The following is a 20,346-nucleotide window of genomic DNA, read 5'->3' on the forward strand; positions in this document are numbered from 1 at the left end:
CTGCTCCGCCGCCGCCTCATGGGTACGGCCGTCCTGGCCGGAACCCTGGCGTTCGCCCCGATCGCGGCCCCCACGACCGTGGCCGCGGCCAAGACCCCCGCCGAGGTCTGCAACGAACAGGCCGCCACGGCCTCCACCTCCGCCGCCGCGCGCGTCGCCCGCCCCCAGGGCACCACCGCCGCCGACCCCAACGAGGTGACGGACGCCCAGGTCAAGGCCATGGACGCCGACCTGAGCAAGAAGCTCGGCCAGATCGGCCCGCAGAGACTCATGCGCGCCGGCGAGAGCGCCGCCGCGACGAGCATCCCGGTGTACGTCCACGTCATCCACTCCGGCAGCACCGGCAAGCTGACGGCCACCGACATCAGCAAGCAGCTGACCGTCCTGAACGCCGCGTACGGCGGCCAGGGCAGCGGCAACGTTAACTCCGGCTTCCAGTTCACCCTGGCCGGCACGGACTACACGGACAACGCCGCCTGGTACAACCTCTCGGACGGCACCAAGGCCGAGAAGGACATGAAGACCGCCCTGCGCAAGGGCGGCAAGAACGCGCTGAACCTCTACACCGCCAACCTCGGCGGCGGGCTGCTCGGCTGGGCCACCTTCCCCAGCTCCTACGCCTCGCAGCCCAAGATGGACGGCGTGGTCGTGCTCAACACCTCGCTGCCGGGCGGCTCCGCCGCCAACTACAACCAGGGCGACACCGCCACCCACGAGGTCGGCCACTGGCTCGGCCTGTACCACACCTTCCAGGGCGGCTGCACGGGCAGCGGTGACTCCGTCGCCGACACCCCGGCCGAGAAGACCGCCGCGTTCGAGTGCCCGACCGGCCGCGACTCCTGCACCGCCCAGTCCGGGGTCGACCCGATCCACAACTTCATGGACTACACGTACGACTCCTGCATGTACCAGTTCACGGCCGGCCAGGTGTCCCGCATGAAGACCATGTGGAGCTCCTACCGCGCCTGACGCGCACGCACGAACGCACGAACGCATCAACGCACGAGGGCGCGGCCCGGCGAATCCGCCGGGCCGCGCCCCGTTTCCCGCTCCGGCTACAGGCTGTCCAGGAAGCCGAGCGCGACCTTCCAGGTCTGCTCGGCGGCCTCCGCGTCGTAGTCGTCGAGGTCCGGGTCGGTGAACAGGTGCCCGGCGCCCGGGTAGCTGTGGACCTCCACGTCCGCCCCGGCCCGCCGCATCCGCAGGTACCAGGCCGTCAGCCAGTCGTGCGGCTCGAACTGGTCGGGGTCCGCGATGTGCAGCTGCACCGGGAGCTCGTCCGCCGAGGCGTTCTCCTCCAGGTCCGACGTGCCGTGCAGGAGCAGCAGCCCGCGCGCCTTCTCGTCGTGCAGGGCCAGGTGCTGCGCGACGGACGCGCCGAAGGAGAAGCCCGCGTACACCAGGCCCCGGTCCGAGTAGGGGGCCGCGGCCAGCACCGCGCGCCTGAGCAGCTCGTCGCGGCCGATCTCGTCCCGGTGGGCCATGCCCTCCTCGACGGTCTCGAAAGTGCGCCCCTCGAAGAGGTCCGGTACCTGGACCTGGTGTCCGGCCGCGCGCAGCCGGTCGGCCGCCGCGTGCACCGCGGGCCGCAGCCCGTACGTCGAGTGGAAAAGCATGATGTTCATGGACCCCATCGTGCCAGTTTCCGGACTCCCCTTCCGGTTACGTTCATACCCATGGAGATGGAGTCCGTCCTGCGCCCGCTGACCGTCATCGGCGGCTCGGTCGTCGTCACGCTGCTCGCGGCATGGCTGCTCGACCTGCTGTTGCGCCGCGCCGACGCCCGGCACAGCGAAACCCCGCTGTGGGGGCTGCTGCGCCGGTGCCGCCTGCCCTTCCAGGTCACCCTGTGCACGTTCCTGCTGAGAGGCTCGTACCGCCAGGCGCGGGTGCTGCCGGACCATCCGGTCGGCGTCGCCCGCGCCCTCACCCTCGTCCTGATCGCCGGAACGGCCTGGCTGCTGGTGCGGATCGCGGCGGCCGTCGTCGACTCCGCGTACGCGCGCTACGCCGCCGGCGCCCTCGATCCCGCCCGCGTCCGCCGGGTCCGCACCCAGGTCGCGCTGATCCAGCGGGCGGTGACGGCCGCCGTGGCCGTGGTGGCGGTGGCCGCGATGCTGCTGACGTTCCCCGCGATGCGGGCGGTCGGCGCCTCGATGCTGGCTTCCGCCGGCGTCCTCGGCATCGTGGCGGGCATCGCCGCCCAGTCCTCGCTGAGCAACCTGTTCGCCGGGCTCCAGATCGCCTTCGGCGACACCGTCCGGATCGGCGACACGGTGGTCGTGGACAAGGAGTGGGGCACCGTCGAGGAGATCACCCTGACCTTCCTGGTGGTGCGCACCTGGGACGAGCGCCGCATCACGATGCCCGTGTCGTACTTCACGAGCAAGCCGTACGAGAACTGGTCGCGCGGCGGCGCCGAGCTGACGGGCACGGTGTTCGTGCACCTGGACCACTCGGCGCCGGTCGCGCTGCTGCGGGAGTGGCTGGCGGACCTCCTGAAGGAGACCCCGGAGTGGGACGGCCGCGCCGCCGGCCTGGTCGTCACGGACACCACCCCGAACACCATGCAGATCCGGGCGATGGTCACCGCGAAGGACGCCGACGACCTCTGGACCCTGCGCTGCCTGGTCCGCGAGCGCATGATCGCCTGGCTGGTGGAACACCACCCGTACGCCCTCCCCCGCGTCGCCACCTCGGAAGCCACCCGCCCGCCCCGCGTGTGACGAGAATCACCCGCGACCGGGGTCAGCTGCGCAGGCTGCGCACGTCCAGGTGGCGCAGCACCCGGTCCACGATCTCCGGGTCCGCGCCGGGTTCGCTGCGCGCCGAGAGGACCTCGTGGCGGGCGGCCGACATCATCTCCCGCTGGATGCGCTGGATGTCCCGGATCCGCTCCACCCGCTTCGCGTACGCCTCGCGGCGCTCCTCGTCCACCATCTCGGGGCTGATCCTGGCCCCCACGTCGTACGCGCGCCGGTACAGGGTCTCGACCAGGTCCTCCGGAAGGTCCTCCACCCCCTCGATCTCCTTCAGCCGCCGCTTCGCGGCCTTGGCGGCGCGGATCGCCAGCTGCCGCTCGGTCTCCCGGTCCGCGTCCACGTCGGCCTCGACGCCGAGCCGCCCCACCAGCCAGGGCAGGGTCAGCCCCTGGCACACCAGGGTCACCATGATCACCGCGAAGGCGATGAACACCATCTGGTCACGGCCGGGGAAGGGGTCCCCGGCGTCGGTGCGCAGCGGGATGGCCAGCGCCAGCGCCACCGAGGCCACGCCGCGCATCCCGGCCCACCACATGACCACCGACTCCCGCCAGCTCAGCGGGATCTCCTCGTCGTAGTCGCGCCGGTCGTGCAGCTTCTTCGCCAGCCAGCCGGCGGGCAGCAGCCACACCAGCCGGACGCCGACCACCACCGCGACCACGATCGCGGCCCACCCGGCCATCTCCCACTCCCGGCCGCGCGCGACCCCGAAGACGTGGTGCAGCTCCAGCCCGATCAGGCCGAACGCGACCCCGGTGACCAGCATGTCGACGATCTCCCAGAAGGTGTGCCCGGCGAGGCGCCCGAGGACGTCGTCCGCGTCGTTGGCGTACTCGGCGAGGAACAGGGCCGTCGTCAGCACGGCCAGCACCCCCGACCCCTGGAGCTCCTCCGCCACCACGTAGGCCACGAACGGCACGAGCAGCGTCAGCCCGATCTGCAGGGTGGCTTCGCCGAGCCGCCCCATGAGCCGGTTCGTGGCCCAGCCGAGGGCGAGGCCGACGGCGACGGCGACCACGGCCGACAGCACGAACTCCACGAGGGCGCCGGGCCAGGAGAAACTCCCGCTGACGGCGGCGGCGATGGCCACGTGGTAGAGCACGATGGCCGTGACGTCGTTGAAGAGGCCCTCGCCCTCCAGGATCGACACCATCCGCCGCGGCAGCCCGAGCGATCCGGCGACGGCCGTGGCGGCGACGGGGTCGGGCGGCGCGACGAGCGCCCCGAGCGCGACGGCGGCGGCGACGGGCAGCCCGGGCACGACGGCGTTCGCGGCGAAGGCGACGGCGGCGGTGGTCACGAAGACCAGCGCGACGGCGAGGAGCAGGATCGGCCGGACGTTCGCCGCGAACTGGCGCCAGGAGGTGCGCTGCACCGAGGCGTACAGCAGCGGCGGCAGTACGAGCGGCAGGATGTACTCGGGCGGGATGTCGACGTTCGGCACCGCGGGGAGGAGCGCGAGCACCACCCCGCCGATGGTCATGAGCACCGGCGCGGGCAGCCGGAGCCGGTCCCCGAGCGGGACGGTGACGACCGCACCGAGCAGCAGTACGAAAAGCAGAGCGAGCTGATCCACTCCACCACCCTGCCGTACCACCGGCCGCGGGCACCAACGCCCCGCCGCTTCCAGGGGCTCCGCCCCGCGCCCCGGACCCCGCGCCGGCAGCGCCGGCGGGCCCGTCGATCAGCCGGCGAGGGCTACGGCAGGCGCCGCCGCATCGCGCGGTGCGGGATGCCCGCGTCCTGGAACTCCGGCCCGTAGGCCTCGTACCCGAGGCGCTCGTAGAAGCCCAGCGCATGCGTCTGCGCGCCGAGGTCGACCGCGGCCAGCCCCAGCCGCCCGGCCTCCGCCTCGATCGCCCGCACCAGCGCCACTCCGACGCCCAGCCCGCGCGCGGCCTTGGTCACGGCCAGCCGGCCCAGCGATCCGACCTCGGGGGACCCCGTCTTGGCCAGGGCCCCCGGCCCGTACAGCAGCCGGCCGGTGCCCAGCGGCGTCCCGTCCGGCCCCTCGGCCAGCACGTGCACCGCCACCGCGTCGTACGCGTCGTACTCGATCGACTCCGGCACCGACTGCTCGATCACGAACACCTCGGTCCGCACCGCGAAGCACGCCGCCCGGTCGGCCTCGCAGACCGCGACCCTGACGGTGAAGGCGGTCACTCGCTCTCCGCCCGGATCACATCCAGCGCGTGCTGAAGGTCGGCGGGGTAGGTGCTCTCGAACTCCACCCAGCTGCCGTCCGCGGGGTGCTCGAAGCCCAGCCGCACCGCGTGCAGCCACTGCCGGGTCAGCCCCAGCCGCTTCGCGACGGTCGGGTCGGCGCCGTAGGTGAGGTCACCGACGCACGGGTGCCGGTGCGCGGACATGTGCACGCGGATCTGGTGCGTGCGCCCGGTCTCCAGCTTGATGTCCAGCAGCGAGGCCGCGCGGAAGGCCTCGATCAGGTCGTAGTGGGTGACCGACGCCTTGCCGTCCTGGGTCACGGCCCACTTGTAGTCCGCGTTCGGGTGCCGCCCGATCGGCGCGTCGATGGTGCCGCTCATCGGGTCCGGGTGCCCCTGCACCAGCGCGTGGTAGCGCTTGTCCACGACCCGCTCGCGGAACTGGTTCTTCAGCGAGGTGTACGCGCGCTCCGACTTGGCGACCGCCATCAGACCGGACGTGCCGACGTCGAGGCGGTGCACGACGCCCTGGCGCTCGGACGCGCCGGAGGTGGAGATCCGGTAGCCGGCGGCGGCCAGGCCACCGATGACGGTGGTGCCGGTCCAGCCGGGGCTCGGGTGGGCGGCGACGCCCACCGGCTTCATGACGACGACGATGTCGTCGTCGTCATGGACGATCTCCATGCCGGGGACGGGCTCGGCGACGAGCTCGACCGGCCGCGGCGGCGCGGGCATCTCGACTTCGAGCCAGGCGCCGCCGTGCACCCGCTCGGACTTCCCGACGACACTGCCGTCGACCGACACCTTCCCCGCGGCCGCGAGTTCGGCCGCCTTCGTCCGGGAAAATCCGAACATACGGGCGATGGCGGCGTCGACGCGCTCGCCCTCAAGGCCATCGGGAACGGGCAGGGTGCGGATCTCGGGAATCGTACTCACCTGTCGAGTATGCAGGACTCGACGGAGGAGCCGTCCCGCTCAAGGCCCGCTCAAGGCCCGCGATCAGTCCTTGTGGACGGTGCCGTCCGGGTCCAGGCCCTTGAAGGAGAGCAGGACGATCAGGATCCCGCCGCACACGATCGCCGAGTCCGCGAGGTTGAAGACGGCGAAGTGGGCCGGGGCGATGAAGTCCACGACCGCGCCCCGGAACACGCCCGGCGAACGGAAGATCCGGTCGGTCAGGTTGCCCAGCGCACCGCCGAGCAGCAGACCGAGCGCGATCGCCCACGGCAGGCTGTACAGCTTGCGGGCCAGCCGGACGATCACCACGATCACGCCGGCCGCGATGCAGGTGAAGATGATCGTGAAGGCCTCGCCGAAGCCGAACGCGGCGCCCGGGTTGCGGACCGCCTCGAACTTCAGCAGGTCGCCGATGATCTCGATCGGCGCCTGGTGCTCCAGCTTCGCGACGACCAGCATCTTGCTGCCGAGGTCCAGCAGGTACGCGAGGACCGCGACCACCAGCAGCGCCACGATCCGCCGCCGCCCCTTGGGCAGCGCGGGCTCCGGCTCCGGCTGGGTGTCGTCCCCGACCTCGGGCGTACCGATGATGCGCTCCGCCTCTGCCACGTGAGTCCCTCGAACTAGCTCGAACCAGGTTGCCGAAGTCAGCCGTGCCAGGTTCCTGGACCCTGACGAGACACGAGAGTACGTCAGGCCGCCCGGCCGGCGCCTGCCCAGTACCCCGCCGCCCCGCCCGCGCTGGGGCCTGTCTTTCGGATCATGCCGGGCTCGCGGGTCCCGGCACGCACGCTCGCCGCGTTGTCGTCGGTCGCCAACGCTCCGCGTCGACTCCCTCCTCCGCCTTGCGATCGCACGCACCAGACCCCGCTCCCTGATCCGGCCCGATCCGATCCGAGGGGCAGGCCCTAATGGCGCCGCTCCTGCTTCTGCTTGCAGTCCACGCACAGCGTGGCCCGCGGGAAGGCCTGCATCCTGGCCTTGCCGATGGGCTGCCCGCAGTTCTCGCAGAGCCCGTACGTGCCCGCGTCCAGCCGCTCCAGGGCCCGCTCGGTCTGCTCCAGCATCAGCGTGGCGTTCGCGGCGAGGGCCAGCTCCGACTCCCGGGTGATGTTCTTGGTGCCCGTATCGGCCTGGTCGTCGCCCGCGCCGTCGCCCGAGTCCCGCATCAGGCCGGCGATGGCCTGCTCCGAGGCGTCCAGTTCGGCGCGCAGCCGCAGCACCTCGCTGTACAGCTCGGTACGGGCCTCCGTGACCTCCGCCGGGGTCCAGGGGTCCTCCCCGGGCCGTACGGCGAGCTCGCCGGGCGCGAGGCCCGCCGTCGCCGCCTTGCCCGCGGTCTTGCCCGCGGCCTTGCCCGCCGTCTTGGGCAGCCCGCTGGTGGCGACCGCCGCCGTCTTCCTGGCCGTGCCCGTGCTCTTCTTGGCAACCACTTTCCCGGCTCCCGTCTCTTGCGCGGCCTGGGCCGCCCCCTCGGCCCAGGCCGCCTTGGCCGTGACCTTCCCCGCGGTCGTCCTGCCGACGGCGGTCGCCTTCTTCTTCGCGGCCGGCGCCTTCTTCGCCGGGGCCTTCTTCGCGGCGGCGGCCGTCTTGGCGGGCGCCGCCTTCCCGGCCGCGGCCTTGGCGGCCGGGGCCTTCTTCGCCGCCTTCTTCGGCGCGGCCCGCTTCGCCGCGGTCTCCTGCGCCACGATCTCCTTCACCACGGTCTCCTTCACCGCGGCCGGAACCCCGGTGGGCTCCCCGTCAGCCTTCCCGACGGCCTTCCTGGCAGTCCTCCCGGCAGTACTCCCGGCGGTCTTCTTCGCCACCATGGCCGCGGCCCCTTCACATACTGTGATATTGCTCGCGAATCGTGCCGGAACGATAAATCGCCTCCGGCCCGGCGGCAACGGGGCACGCGTCCCTCACCATCAACCTGCATCCGTTGTGCCCAGCGGGAAGCCCGGTAACCCGCCCCACCGGCCCCACCGGATCCCGTACCGGCCCGTCGGCCCATTCGGGTCACGGCGCGGCCCGGCCCGCGCCACGCCCGCGGCGCCGGGAAACCGGTCTGCCGAGCGGCGCCCCGGCCCGTACACTGGCCCCAGCGAAAGGCATGGATGGGGACGAGTAGCCTCGTACGCGGCCAGGAGCGACCCGGGGACGGTGAGAGCCCGGGGGCGAGCGCGATGTGAAGGATCACCCCGGAGCCGCCGGAAGAAAGCCCGTACGGAGTCCCGTCGGGCGAGTAGAACCGGCTTCGCGCCCCAATGAGGGGGCCCCCGGACCCGTCCGGAGGCCAAGGAGGGTGGTACCGCGGGAGCAGCACGTCCCTGATCGGGGGCGGCTCTCGTCCCTCCGGACGGAAGTGACATCCCGCCGGAGGAAGAGTTCAGCCTCATGACCACACCGCCGCAGTACCGCCCGGTACCCGCCCAGGTCGACCTGCCTGCCCTTGAGCACGCCGTCCTCGACTTCTGGCGGGAGAGCAAGACCTTCGCCAAGACCCTGGAGCAGTCCGAGGGCCGCCCCGAGTGGGTCTTCTACGAGGGCCCGCCGACCGCGAACGGCATGCCCGGCGCGCACCACATCGAGGCCCGCGTCTTCAAGGACGTCTTCCCCCGGTTCCGCACCATGCGCGGCTACCACGTGGCCCGCAAGGCCGGCTGGGACTGCCACGGCCTGCCCGTCGAGCTCGCCGTCGAGAAGGAACTGGGCTTCAACGGCAAGCAGGACATCGAGGCGTACGGCATCGCCGAGTTCAACGCCAAGTGCCGCGAGTCCGTGACCCGCCACACCGACGCGTTCACCGATCTCACGACCCGGATGGGCTACTGGGTCGACCTGGACGACGCCTACCGCACCATGGACCCCGAGTACGTCGAGTCCGTGTGGTGGTCGCTCAAGGAGATCTTCAACAAGGGCCTGCTGACCCAGGACCACCGCGTCGCCCCCTGGTGCCCCCGCTGCGGCACCGGCCTCTCGGACCACGAGCTGGCGCAGGGCTACGAGACGGTCGTGGACCCCTCCGTCTACGTCCGCTTCCCGCTGACCTCCGGCCCCCTCGCGGGCGAGGCCGCCCTGCTGGTCTGGACGACGACCCCCTGGACCCTGGTCTCCAACACGGCCGTGGCCGCGCACCCGGGCGTCACGTACGTCGTCGCGCGCCGTACCGGCGTAGCGGACTCGGAGAAGCTGGTCGTCGCCGAGCCGCTGCTGGAGAAGTCCCTGGGCGAGGGCTGGGAGGCCACCGGCCAGACCTTCACGGGCCAGGAGATGGAGCGCTGGACGTACGAGCGTCCGTTCTCCCTCGTCGAGTTCCCCGAGCCCGCCCACTACGTCGTGAACGCCGAGTACGTCACGACCGAGGACGGCACCGGTCTGGTCCACCAGTCCCCCGCCTTCGGCGCCGACGACCTCGCGGTCTGCCGCGCGTACGGCCTGCCGGTCGTGAACCCCGTCCGCCCCGACGGCACCTTCGAGGAGGACGTCCCGCTGGTCGGCGGCGTCTTCTTCAAGAAGGCCGACGAGAAGCTCACCGCCGACCTGGACGCGCGCGGCCTGCTCTTCAAGCACATCGCCTACGAGCACAGCTACCCGCACTGCTGGCGCTGCCACACCGCGCTGCTGTACTACGCGCAGCCGTCCTGGTACATCCGCACCACCGCCGTCAAGGACGCGATGCTGCGGGAGAACGAGAAGACGAACTGGTTCCCGGACTCGGTCAAGCAGGGCCGCTTCGGCGACTGGCTGAACAACAACATCGACTGGGCGCTCTCCCGCAACCGCTACTGGGGCACCCCGCTGCCGATCTGGCGCTGCGAGGAGGACCACCTCACCTGTGTCGGCTCGCGCGCGGAGCTGAGCGAGCTGTCCGGCACGGACCAGTCCGCCCTGGACCCGCACCGCCCGTACATCGACGACGTCACCTTCCCCTGCACGCACGAGGGGTGCTCCCTGACGGCCGTCCGCGTGCCGGAGGTCATCGACGCCTGGTACGACTCGGGCTCGATGCCGTTCGCGCAGTGGGGTTACCCGTACAAGAACAAGGAGATCTTCGAGAAGCGCTACCCGGCGCAGTTCATCTCGGAGGCGATCGACCAGACCCGCGGCTGGTTCTACACCATGATGGCGGTCGGCACGCTGGTCTTCGACAAGTCCTCGTACGAGAACGTCGTCTGCCTGGGCCACATCCTGGCCGAGGACGGCCGCAAGATGTCCAAGCACCTGGGCAACATCCTCCAGCCGATCCCGCTCATGGACCAGCACGGCGCGGACGCGGTGCGCTGGTTCATGGCGGCCGGCGGCTCCCCGTGGGCGGCGCGCCGCGTCGGCCACGGCACGATCCAGGAAGTGGTCCGCAAGACCCTCCTCACGTACTGGAACACGGTCGCCTTCCAGGCGCTGTACGCCCGTACGTCGAACTGGGCGCCGTCCGCGGCCGACCCGGCCCCGGCGGACCGCACGGTCCTGGACCGCTGGCTGCTGTCCGAGCTCCACACCCTGGTGGCCGAGGTCACCGAGGCCATGGAGTCGTACGACACCCAGCGCGCCGGCAAGCTGCTGTCCTCCTTCGTGGACGACCTGTCCAACTGGTACGTCCGCCGCTCGCGCCGCCGCTTCTGGCAGGGCGACGCCTCGGCGCTGCGCACCCTGCACGACGTGGTCGAGACGGTGACCCGCCTCATGGCCCCCCTCACCCCCTTCATCACGGAGCGGGTGTGGCAGGACATGGTCGTCCCGGTGGCCCCGGACGCCCCGGAGTCGGTGCACCTGTCGTCCTGGCCGGAGCCGGACGCCGCGCAGGTGGACCGCGAGCTGTCCCGGGACATGCTGCTGGTGCGCCGCCTGGTCGAGCTGGGCCGCGCGACGCGTGCGGAGTCGGGCGTCAAGACCCGCCAGCCGCTGTCGCGCGCGCTGGTCGGCGCGGTGGGCTTCGACGCGCTGTCGCCGGAGCTCCGGTCCCAGATCACGGAGGAGCTCAACGTCTCCTCCCTGGCCTCGCTCTCCGAGGTCGGCGGGTCCCTGGTGGACACGACCGCGAAGGCGAACTTCCGGGCGCTGGGCAAGCGGTTCGGCAAGGGCGTGCAGGACGTGGCGAAGGCGGTGGCCGCGGCCGACGCGGCGGCGCTGTCCCTGTCCCTGCGCGGCGGCTCCGCCGAGGTCCAGGTGAACGGCGAGGTCGTGACCCTGACCCCGGACGAGGTCATCATCACCGAGACCCCGCGCGAGGGCTGGTCGGTGGCGTCCGACTCGGGCGCGACGGTCGCGCTGGACCTGGAGATCACCCCGGAGCTGCGGCTGGCGGGCCTGGCCCGTGACGCGATCCGTCTGATCCAGGAGGCCCGGAAGAACTCCGGCCTGGACGTCGCGGACCGGATCGCGCTGCGGTGGTCCGCGTCGGACCCGGAGCTGGTGACGGCCCTGACCGACCACGCGACCCTGATCGCGGACGAGGTCCTGGCGACCGACTTCGCCGCCGGCGACGCCGACGCCGCCTACGGCGACCCGTTCACGGACGAGCCCCTGGGCCTCACCTTCCGCCTCCGCAAGGCGTAAGCCCCGGCCCCGTGGCCCGGCCCCTCCCCACCGGAGGGTGCCGGGCCACAGCTGTTTCCGCTCCCCCCCGCCCCTTCCCGAAACCGGGGCTCCGGCCCCAGACCCCGCGCCTCAAACGCCGGCGGGGCTGGCCTTACAGCCCCGCGACCGGGGCCCGGGTACGGGAACGGGCCGGGCCCGGCACCCCCGAAGGGGAACCGGGCCCGGCCCGAACTGCTGCTGCCGCCGACAGGCGTACGGCGCTTAGTTGTCGTCCTCGTCGATCAGGAAGCCCCGCATCGGCGACGGCGCCTGCATCGGCTGCGGCGCGGCCGGCCGGACCGGAGCCATCGGCTGGGTCATCGCCGGGGACATCTGCTGCTGGCCACCGTAGGAGGGACCGGCGCCCATCGGCGACGGGCCACCCATCGGGGACGGACCACCCATCGGCGACGGAGCGCCCATGGAGTGCCCCATCGCACCGGCCGGAGCCATCGACGGGGTCGGCGACGGCGGCAGCGCCGGGCCGGCCGGGTTCCGCGGCGGAGCCAGGGAGTCGTCGGCCTGGGTCTCCAGCTGGCGCAGCTGCGACTCCAGGTAGGACTTCAGACGCGTACGGTACTCGCGCTCGAAGCCCCGCAGGTCCTCGACCTTGCGCTCCAGCGTGGCGCGGGCGGACTCCAGGGAGCCCATCGCGACGCGGTGCTTCTCCTGCGCGTCCCGCTCCAGGGCGTCGGCCTTGGCGCGGGCGTCCCGCTCCAGACCCTCGGCACGGCTGCGCGCCTCGCCGACGATCTTGTTGGCCTCGGAACGGGCCTCCGCGATCGCCTGGTCGGCGGTCTGCTGCGCGAGCGAGAGGACACGGGCGGCGCTGTCGCCACCGGGGCCCTGCTGCGGGAGCTGCGGCTGCTGCATCTGCTGCTGCTGCATCTGCTGGCCCATGGGCTGCATCTGCTGCCCCATCGGCTGCATCTGCTGGCCCATCGGCTGGCCGAGCTGGTTCTGGCCACCCATGGACTGCTGCTGCATGCCCTGCTGCTGCTGCATCCCCTGCTGCATACCGGGCTGGCCGCCCATGGTGTGCTGCTGCATGGGGCCACCCATCGGGCCCTGACCCTGCGGTCCGAGTCCGCCGGGGCCGGGGGGGAGCTGCGGCTGGCCGCCGGGCAGCTGGGGCGGGCCCATCTGCGGCTGCTGCTGCTGCGGCGGGCCGGATATGGCGGCGGGCACCGGGGCGCCGGGCCCACGCTGGTCCTGGGGCTCGGGCTTGCGCATGCCCTGCTGCTGCTGCTGCTGCTGGTTCTGCGCGGCCGCGCGCGTGGCGGCTGCCAGCTTGGCGCGCAAGTCCTCGTTCTCGCGCAGCAGGCGCGTCAGTTCGGACTCGACCTCGTCGAGGAAGGCATCGACCTCGTCCTCGTCATAGCCTTCTCGAAGGCGGACGGTCGTGAACTGCTTGTTCCGCACGTCCTCGGGAGTCAGCGGCATGTCTTCTTCACCTCTACGTAGTCGTCGGCAGTCGGCAAGACCGTATCGGGACTGTCCCCGCGCCCGCGGGGAAGCACATCGTTCACACGCTTCTCGCAGCGGTGCTCACGAAACTGATGAGGATGTAAACGATGATCATCAGAACGAAGAAGGACAGGTCGAGTGCCACGCCCCCGAGACGCAACGGCGGGATGAACCGCCGGAGAAGCTTGAGCGGTGGATCGGTAAGAGTGTAGGTGGCCTCCAGAACGACCACCATCGCCTTGCCGGGTGTCCATGAACGTGCGAACTGGAACACGTAGTCCATGACCAGTCGGAAGATCAGCACGATAAGGAAGCACATCAGCGCGATGTAGACGACCTGTAGTGCGACACCCATCCCGCGCTTCCCTCTCCCCTGACCCTCGTTCTGTCCCGGCCCCGTATCTGACGGATCGGTCTAGCTTTGGTTGAAGAACCCGCCCTCCGCGATGCGGGCCTTGTCCTCCGCCGTGACATCGACGTTAGCAGGCGACAGCAGGAACACCTTCTGTGTCACCCGTTCAATGCTGCCGTGCAGACCGAACACGAGCCCGGCTGCGAAGTCGACGAGACGCTTCGCATCCGTGTCGTCCATCTCCGTGAGGTTCATGATCACCGGAGTGCCCTCACGGAAGTGTTCCCCGATGGTACGGGCCTCGTTGTAGGTCCGCGGGTGCAGCGTCGTGATGCGGTACGGCTCCCGCTCGGAGACGACCTTGGGCATGATCACGGGGGCGTTCTTCTCCAGGTTTGTGCGGTCAGGTGTGATGGATGCCACGGGGGCGATTCGCGCCGGACGTCCGTTTTCCACCGGCATCGGGGTGGGTTCCCGTTGCGCTGGGGGCTGGGGGACTCGTACCGGTTCGTCCGGTACGGGCGATTGATGCACGGGCTGCTGTCGCCGGCGATCCCGCTCCGGCTCCGGCTCGGGCTCGAACTCGTCGTCGGGGTCGTACCCCGGGTTGTCGTACCGGTCGTCCTCCACGAGGCCGAGGTAGACCGCCATCTTGCGCATCGCGCCGGCCATTCTCCGAGTCCTCCGCTCTGTGGTGGATCGCCCTGCCGCAGGTGTGTCGCCGTGTCACCAAAGTCACCAACTGCCCGCGATCCACGTGGTCTGCCCGCTCATCGACGGGAATGACCATATTTTCTGCTGTGGTCCGACTTTCTTCGCGACGTTACCCGAGCCGGGGTCTCGCGCCGAGTACCGCAGTGCCGACGCGTACATGTGTCGCACCGGCCGCAACGGCCTGTTCCAGGTCTGCGCTCATCCCGGCCGACACCATCGTGGCAGCCGGATGGTCCGCGCGCAGGCGGGATGACAATTCCACCAGCCGCTCGAAAGCGGCCTGTTCGCGGCCCGCGTACGGACCGGCCAGCGGGGCGACGGTCATCACGCCGTCGATCCGCAGTCCGGGAGCCGCGGCCACGAGGTCCGCCAACTCCGCGAGCTGCTCCGGCGCCGCCCCGCCGCGGGTTCCGCGCCCGCCGGACTCGGCGTCCAGAGCGATCTGGACGAGGCAGCCGAGTTCGCGCCCGGCGCCCGTCGCCGCCGCCGAGAGCGAGGTGACCAGCTTCGGCCGGTCGACCGACTGCACCACATGCGCGTATCCCGCCACGGAACGGACTTTGTTCGTCTGCAACTGGCCCACGAAGTGCCAGCCGAGCGGCAGATCCGCGCAGGCCGCGGCCTTGGGGGCGGCGTCCTGGTCACGATTTTCCGCAACATGACGGACACCCAGCTCCGCCAGTAGTCGTACGTCACTCGCGGGGTAGGTCTTGGTGACCACGATCAGGGTCACCTCGTCCCGCGCGCGCCCCGCGGCCGCGCAGGCCGACGAGATGCGTTCCTCCACCCGCGCCAGGTTCTCCGCGAGTTCCGACTTACGATCCGTCATTCCCTAGTCCAACCAGACATATCCGGCAAGCCGCCCGGTCACCCGGTCACGGCGGTACGAGAAGTGGTCCCGCGACTCCAGTGTGCAGACAGGGGAGCGGTGCGCGTTCGTCACCCCCGCCTCCGCGAGCTGGGCGTGCACCCCGGCGACCACGTCGACGGCCGGCGTCCCCCAGCTGGTTTCGGAGTACGCGGCCGGAACCACCCCCGCCACCTCGTCCCGCATCCCGGCGGGCACCTCGTAGCAGCGGCCGCAGACGGCCGGTCCGGTGCGGGCGACGATCCGCCCGGGCTCCGCCCCGAGGCCCGCCATCGCCTCGACCACCGCGGGAACCACCCCGGCGACCAGCCCGGGCCGCCCCGCGTGGGCCGCGCCCGCGACCCCGGCGACGGGGTCGGCCAGCAGGACCGGGGTGCAGTCCGCGGTGAGCACCGCGAGGGCGAGTCCGCGACGGGTGGTCACCACCGCGTCCACGGAGGGGACCTGTCGGCCGGCGCCCCAGGGGCCGTCGACCACCGCGACGTCCCGCCCGTGCACCTGGTTCATCCAGACCACCCGGTCCGCGTCGATGCCCAGGCCGGCGGCGGCGGCCGCCCGGTTCGCGAGAACGGCGGCCGGGTCGTCTCCGACCGCGCCGCCGAGATTGAGCTCCTCGTACGGAACGGCGCTCACCCCGCCCCACCGGTCGGTGAAGGCGAAGTGGGCGCCGTTCTCGCTGTGCTGCCCCAGTGTCACTTCAAGAAGTCCGGTACATCCAGCTCTTCGGCCGGGCTGTCCTGGTACGGACGGGCCGTCGGAACCTGCGGGGGCGCCGGGATCGCGGCCTCGGCCGGGGCCTGCTCGACCGGGATCTGGATGTCCTCGCGCGGGGTGACCGAACCGAGTCCGCCGAAGGCCGGGCGGACCGGCTCGGGCGCGCGGGCCGGCGCCGGGGCCGGCTCCTCGCGCTTGGTGGACGCGGCGCCGATGACGTTGTCCCGGCGGGCCGGGGGCTGTCCGCCGTCGAACCCGGCCGCGATGACGGTGACCCGCACCTCGTCGCCGAGCGCGTCGTCGATGACGGCGCCGAAGATGATGTTCGCCTCGGGGTGCGCGGCCTCGCTCACCAGCTGCGCGGCCTCGTTGATCTCGAAGAGACCGAGGTCCGAGCCACCGGAGATGGAGAGCAGCACGCCGCGGGCGCCGTCGATGGACGCCTCCAGCAGCGGCGAGGAGATCGCCATCTCGGCGGCGGCCACCGCGCGGTCGTCGCCGCGGGCCGAGCCGATGCCCATCAGGGCCGAGCCGGCCTCGGACATCACGGACTTGACGTCGGCGAAGTCGAGGTTGATCAGACCCGGGGTGGTGATCAGGTCGGTGATCCCCTGGACGCCCGAGAGCAGGACCTGGTCGGCCGACTTGAAGGCGTCGAGCACGCTGACCTGGCGGTCCGAGATGGACAGCAGTCGGTCGTTGGGGATGACGATGAGGGTGTCGACCTCTTCGCGGAGCTCGGCGATGCCGTCCTCCGCCTGGTTCGCGCGACGCCGGCCCTCGAAGGTGAACGGCCGGGTGACCACACCGATCGTCAGGGCGCCCAGCGAGCGCGCGATGTTGGCGACGACAGGTGCGCCGCCCGTGCCGGTGCCGCCGCCCTCACCGGCGGTGACGAAGACCATGTCGGCCCCCTTGAGGACCTCCTCGATCTCCTCGCGGTGGTCCTCTGCCGCCTTGCGACCGACGGCCGGGTTGGCTCCGGCGCCGAGGCCCCGGGTGAGTTCGCGGCCGACGTCGAGCTTGACGTCGGCGTCGCTCATCAACAGCGCCTGGGCGTCCGTGTTGATGGCGATGAACTCGACGCCCTTGAGACCGACCTCGATCATTCGGTTGATGGCATTGACACCACCGCCGCCGACACCGATGACCTTGATGACTGCGAGGTAGTTCTGCGGTGCTGCCACGTCGAAGGCCTCTCGCCTCGAGTTACGTGTCGCCGCCTCGCGGGCCTGCGTTGCGACGACTGATGCCGAAATAGGGACGGTCCGAACGCGCCGACCCGAACCCTAACCCTGAAGTTTAGGGTTAAGTATGTGTCTGTTCCTTGGACTCTCCGAACAGGACACTAAGTCGACAAGTAGCGCGTGTTCAACGAACACGCCGAACCTCCCGTTTTTCTTTTCACCCTATGTGATCACCCGTATCGCTGGCCAACCAGGGTGCTTCGGTGTTGGATCCGGCGTCAACTCCCGGACACCGACGGGGCGGTGGGGACGCTCACGTCAAAGTGGTCAGCCTTGGGCGCGGCTTTCAGCAGGGCGGTCAGCGCTCGGCCTTTTGCCTCGCCCAGTTCGCCGCTGCCCCACACCACCGTCCGGCCCTTGGTGAGCTCCAGTACCACCGAATCGTACGACCGCACCTTGACCTGCACGGTTTCCTTCGCGACCGGCGCCGGGAGGCCGCCGGCGATGCGCACCGCCTCGTGCAGCAGCCGGTCCTCGTCGAAGCGGCGGCCGCTGGGCGACCGCTCGGCGTCCAGTTCGAGGACCGGAACGCCCCCGGGTGCTTTCGCGACCGTGTCGAATCGCACACCGGTCGCGTCCACTTCGACGAACTCGGCGCCCTTCTTGACCAGAAGGACGGGTTTGCGCTCCGTCACCTTCAGCCCGATCCCGTGCGGCCAGGCCCGCACCACATCGACCGAATCGATGCGGGGCAGCCTGCCGCGCAGCCGGGCGGCGATCTCGTCGGTGTCGACGCTCACCAGCGGGGCCCCGAGCGGTACGGCCGCGGCGGCCAGCACCTGCTCGGAGGTGAGCACCTCGGTTCCGTCGGCGCTGACCTTCTCCACGCGGAGCCAGGAGGACCCGTAGAGCACCCAGGTGACGCCGGCGCCGAGCAGCAGCACGGCGACGGCGAGCAGGGCCAGCGCGGGGCCCCGGCGCAGGCGTACGCCGGGGCCCCGCGGGCCGGAGCCCTTCGACGACTTCGGGGGCTTGGCGGAGCCGGAGCCCTTGCGGGCCGCCCCGGGTCCGCCGCGCTGCGCTGTCGTCGCTCCGGCCACTGCTGTGCCTCCTGGGCTGTGCTGTCCCGACTCAGCGGGCTCTGTTGGCCGCGATCGCCTCGTACACCAGGCCGACGAGCAGGTCGTCGGCGTCCCGGCGGCCGAACTCGGCGGCGGCACGGGACATCTCGTACAGGCGGTGCGGGTCGGCGAGCACCGGGAGGACCTGGCCGAGCACCCAGTCGGGCGTCAGTTCCGCGTCGTCCACGAGCAGGCCGCCGCCGGCCTTGACCACCGGCTGGGCGTTGAGCCGCTGTTCGCCGTTGCCGATCGGCAACGGTACGTAGGCGGCGGGCAGCCCGACGGCGGAGAGTTCGGCGACGGTCATCGCGCCCGCGCGGCACAGCATCATGTCCGCGGCGGCGTACGCGAGGTCCATCCGGTCCACGTACGGTACCGGCACATACGGTGGCATCCCGGGCATGTTGTCGACACGCGGCAGTTCGTTCTTCGGCCCGACGGCGTGCAGGATCTGGATCCCGGAGCGCTGGAGGGTCGGAGCGACCTGCTGGATGACCTCGTTGAGGCGCCGGGCGCCCTGCGAGCCGCCGGAGACCAGCAGCGTCGGCAGGTTGGGGTCCAGACCGAAGGCGGCGCGCGCCTCGGGGCGGACGGCGGCCCGGTCGAGGGTGGAGATCGACCGCCGCAGCGGGATGCCCACGTAGCGGGCGCCGCGCAGCTTGCTGTCGGGGGTGGAGACCGCGACGGCGTGCGCGTACCGGGAGCCGATCTTGTTGGCCAGCCCGGGCCGCGCGTTGGCCTCGTGGACGATGATCGGCACCCCGAGCCGCTTGGCGGCCAGGTAGCCGGGCAGCGCCACGTAGCCGCCGAAGCCGACGACGCAGTCGGCCTTGGTGCGCGTGAGGATCTCCTCGGCCGCCTTGATCGTGCCGCGCAGCCGTCCTGGGACGGTGATCAGCTCGGGGGTTGGCTTGCGGGGCAGCGGTACGGCGGGGATCAGTCCCAGCTCGTAGCCGCGCTCCGGTACCAGACGGGTTTCGAGCCCGCGTTCCGTGCCGAGGGCGGTGATGCCCACGGAAGGGTCCTGCCTGCGCAGGGCGTCCGCGAGGGCGAGCGCCGGCTCGATGTGGCCGGCGGTCCCCCCACCGGCGAGTACGACATGCACCGAAATTCACCGCTCTCCGGACGGACGCTTCTTGACGCGCCGTCTCATCGACTTCCATATCGGCCCGGTCCGCTTCCAGCCGGCTTTCGGCTGTCGCATCGCGAGCGCCGCTCGCGCCGCCGGCTCCTCACGCGCGAAGGCGATGAGCAGTCCGACGGCGAACATGGTCGGCAGCAGGGCCGACCCTCCGTAGGAGAACAGCGGGAGCGGGACCCCGGCGATCGGCAGCAGACCGAGCACCGCACCAATGTTGATCACGGCTTGCGCCGTGATCCAGGTGGTCACGCCTCCCGCGGCATACCGTACGAAGGAGTCCTCCGTGCGTCCGGCCACGCGGATACCCGCATAGCCTAGAGCCGCGAACAGGGCGAGCACCGACAGCGTCCCCGCCAGGCCCAGTTCCTCCCCGGTGATGGCGAAGATGAAGTCGGTGTGGGCTTCTGGCAGTTGGCCCCATTTTTCCACACTCGCACCCAGGCCGGAACCAAACCATCCGCCGGATGCGAGGGCATAGATTCCGTGCACGGCCTGCCAGCAGAGGTCGTTCTTGCCCGGCTCGGTGGCCCCCAGGCAGGCCAGCCGGTCCATGCGGTGCGGGCTCGTCTTGATGAGAAGTGCGACGATCACACCCGCGAACGCCAACACTGCCACGAACATCCGCGTCGGGGCGCCGGCCAGCCACAGCAGGCCGAACAGGATGGCGCCCAGGATCATCGCGGTGCCCATGTCCCCGCCGAGCATGATCAGCCCCAGCAGCAGGAACGCCACCGGGACCAGCGGCACCAGGAGGTGCTTCCACTGGCTCAGCAGGCCCTTGTCGCCCTTGCGGGCCAGCAGGTCGGCGCCCCACAGGATCAGGGCCAGTTTGCCGAACTCGCTGGGCTGCAGCATGAACGGGCCGCCGAGGGAGATCCAGTTCTGGTTGCCATTGATCGCGACCCCTATCCCGGGGACCTGGACCAGGACCATCAGGAACAGGGTGCCGGCGAGCACCGGGTAGGACAGCGCCCGGTGCAGCTTCACGGGCATCCGGGAGGCCGCGAAGAGCAGCCCGCCGCCGATCAGGGCGGCCAGGAACTGCTTCTTGAAGAAGTACGCGTCGCCCAGACCGAGCTGGAGCGCCTTGATCATGGAGGCCGAGTAGACCATCACCAGACCGAGCACGGTGATGAGCAACGAGCTGCCGAAAATCAGGTAATACGCGGTCAGGGGCCGGTCCCAGGCCTTGCGCAACCGCAGTTGGGTACGCCGGAGCCGGGTCAGCGGCCCGCGCCGGGCGGGCCGCTTCGCAGTCGCCGCGGGGCGCCCACGGCCCTGTGCCTTCACGGCAGGCGGGCGCCGCCCCGGCAGCACTTGTCTGGCCGGCATCTGTGAT

Annotated in this window: 18 protein-coding genes; 3 read left to right on the forward strand and 15 right to left on the reverse strand. The window is 71.3% G+C overall.

Annotated elements, in window-relative coordinates:
* Positions 1-18 precede the first annotated feature (18 nt).
* Positions 19-969: a zinc metalloprotease gene (locus EES41_RS11255; RefSeq protein WP_123082392.1), complete on the forward strand. Its 951-nt coding sequence runs from the start codon at positions 19-21 to the stop codon at positions 967-969.
* A gap of 86 nt (positions 970-1,055) precedes the next feature.
* Here the strand turns inward: EES41_RS11255 and EES41_RS11260 are convergent, their stop codons facing one another.
* Positions 1,056-1,634 carry a dienelactone hydrolase family protein gene (locus EES41_RS11260; RefSeq protein ID WP_078489019.1) on the reverse strand — a complete coding sequence of 193 codons (579 nt, stop codon included), beginning with the start codon at positions 1,632-1,634 and terminating at the stop codon, positions 1,056-1,058.
* 48 nt (positions 1,635-1,682) lie between these two features.
* Between EES41_RS11260 and EES41_RS11265 the strand changes: the two genes are divergently transcribed.
* On the forward strand, positions 1,683-2,726 hold the full coding sequence (locus EES41_RS11265; RefSeq protein WP_123082393.1) for a mechanosensitive ion channel family protein: 1,044 nt from the start codon (positions 1,683-1,685) through the stop codon (positions 2,724-2,726).
* Between the two features lie 22 nt (positions 2,727-2,748).
* On the opposite strand, the gene EES41_RS11270 is transcribed toward EES41_RS11265, so the two are convergent.
* The 5 genes from EES41_RS11270 to EES41_RS11290 all read right to left on the reverse strand — a co-directional run bounded on the left by EES41_RS11270 (position 2,749) and on the right by EES41_RS11290 (position 7,695).
* The gene (locus EES41_RS11270) at positions 2,749-4,338 is read right to left on the reverse strand and encodes a Na+/H+ antiporter (RefSeq protein WP_123077737.1); all 1,590 of its coding nucleotides are present in this window, start codon (positions 4,336-4,338) and stop codon (positions 2,749-2,751) included.
* A gap of 122 nt (positions 4,339-4,460) precedes the next feature.
* Positions 4,461-4,925: a GNAT family N-acetyltransferase gene (locus EES41_RS11275; protein ID WP_123077739.1), complete on the reverse strand. Its 465-nt coding sequence runs from the start codon at positions 4,923-4,925 to the stop codon at positions 4,461-4,463.
* Positions 4,922-5,863: an RluA family pseudouridine synthase gene (locus EES41_RS11280; protein WP_008738672.1), complete on the reverse strand. Its 942-nt coding sequence runs from the start codon at positions 5,861-5,863 to the stop codon at positions 4,922-4,924. Before EES41_RS11280 ends, EES41_RS11275 begins: the two co-directional genes overlap by 4 nt.
* Before the next feature lie 63 nt (positions 5,864-5,926).
* Entirely contained in the window at positions 5,927-6,493 is a 567-nt protein-coding gene (gene lspA, locus EES41_RS11285; RefSeq protein ID WP_073774429.1) for a signal peptidase II, read from the reverse strand.
* A 299-nt stretch (positions 6,494-6,792) separates the two neighbouring features.
* Positions 6,793-7,695 carry a TraR/DksA family transcriptional regulator gene (locus EES41_RS11290; protein ID WP_123077741.1) on the reverse strand — a complete coding sequence of 301 codons (903 nt, stop codon included), beginning with the start codon at positions 7,693-7,695 and terminating at the stop codon, positions 6,793-6,795.
* A gap of 568 nt (positions 7,696-8,263) precedes the next feature.
* On the opposite strand from EES41_RS11290, the gene ileS reads away from it, so the two are divergent.
* Positions 8,264-11,422, forward strand: coding sequence for an isoleucine--tRNA ligase (ileS, locus tag EES41_RS11295; RefSeq protein ID WP_123077743.1), 3,159 nt, complete (start codon positions 8,264-8,266; stop codon positions 11,420-11,422).
* 243 nt (positions 11,423-11,665) lie between these two features.
* Here ileS and EES41_RS11300 read toward each other — a convergent pair whose 3' ends face one another.
* The 9 genes from EES41_RS11300 to ftsW all read right to left on the reverse strand — a co-directional run bounded on the left by EES41_RS11300 (position 11,666) and on the right by ftsW (position 20,339).
* Positions 11,666-12,886 carry a DivIVA domain-containing protein gene (locus EES41_RS11300; RefSeq protein WP_123077745.1) on the reverse strand — a complete coding sequence of 407 codons (1,221 nt, stop codon included), beginning with the start codon at positions 12,884-12,886 and terminating at the stop codon, positions 11,666-11,668.
* A gap of 82 nt (positions 12,887-12,968) precedes the next feature.
* Positions 12,969-13,265 carry a YggT family protein gene (locus EES41_RS11305; protein ID WP_073774433.1) on the reverse strand — a complete coding sequence of 99 codons (297 nt, stop codon included), beginning with the start codon at positions 13,263-13,265 and terminating at the stop codon, positions 12,969-12,971.
* 60 nt (positions 13,266-13,325) lie between these two features.
* Positions 13,326-13,934: a cell division protein SepF gene (locus EES41_RS11310; protein WP_008738685.1), complete on the reverse strand. Its 609-nt coding sequence runs from the start codon at positions 13,932-13,934 to the stop codon at positions 13,326-13,328.
* Positions 13,935-14,085: 151 nt separating this feature from the next.
* A complete protein-coding gene (locus EES41_RS11315; protein WP_123077747.1) occupies positions 14,086-14,805 on the reverse strand; it encodes a YggS family pyridoxal phosphate-dependent enzyme in 720 nt (239 codons plus the stop codon).
* Between the two features lie 3 nt (positions 14,806-14,808).
* Positions 14,809-15,540 carry a peptidoglycan editing factor PgeF gene (gene pgeF / locus EES41_RS11320; RefSeq protein WP_123077749.1) on the reverse strand — a complete coding sequence of 244 codons (732 nt, stop codon included), beginning with the start codon at positions 15,538-15,540 and terminating at the stop codon, positions 14,809-14,811.
* Positions 15,537-16,745, reverse strand: coding sequence for a cell division protein FtsZ (gene ftsZ, locus EES41_RS11325; protein ID WP_008738692.1), 1,209 nt, complete (start codon positions 16,743-16,745; stop codon positions 15,537-15,539). The genes pgeF and ftsZ overlap by 4 nt, the downstream gene beginning before the upstream one ends.
* A 278-nt stretch (positions 16,746-17,023) precedes the next feature.
* On the reverse strand, positions 17,024-17,845 hold the full coding sequence (locus tag EES41_RS11335) for a cell division protein FtsQ/DivIB (protein WP_123077751.1): 822 nt from the start codon (positions 17,843-17,845) through the stop codon (positions 17,024-17,026).
* A gap of 31 nt (positions 17,846-17,876) precedes the next feature.
* Positions 17,877-18,971 (reverse strand): undecaprenyldiphospho-muramoylpentapeptide beta-N-acetylglucosaminyltransferase, encoded by a 1,095-nt coding sequence (gene murG, locus EES41_RS11340; protein WP_008738695.1) that lies wholly within the window; start codon positions 18,969-18,971, stop codon positions 17,877-17,879.
* A 6-nt stretch (positions 18,972-18,977) separates the two neighbouring features.
* Complete coding sequence (gene ftsW / locus EES41_RS11345; RefSeq protein WP_123077753.1) at positions 18,978-20,339, reverse strand: putative lipid II flippase FtsW; 1,362 nt, start codon at positions 20,337-20,339, stop codon at positions 18,978-18,980.
* Between the last annotated feature and the right edge of the window lie 7 nt (positions 20,340-20,346).

Source organism: Streptomyces sp. ADI95-16 (genome assembly GCF_003721495.1).
GTDB classification, from domain to species: domain Bacteria; phylum Actinomycetota; class Actinomycetes; order Streptomycetales; family Streptomycetaceae; genus Streptomyces; species Streptomyces goshikiensis.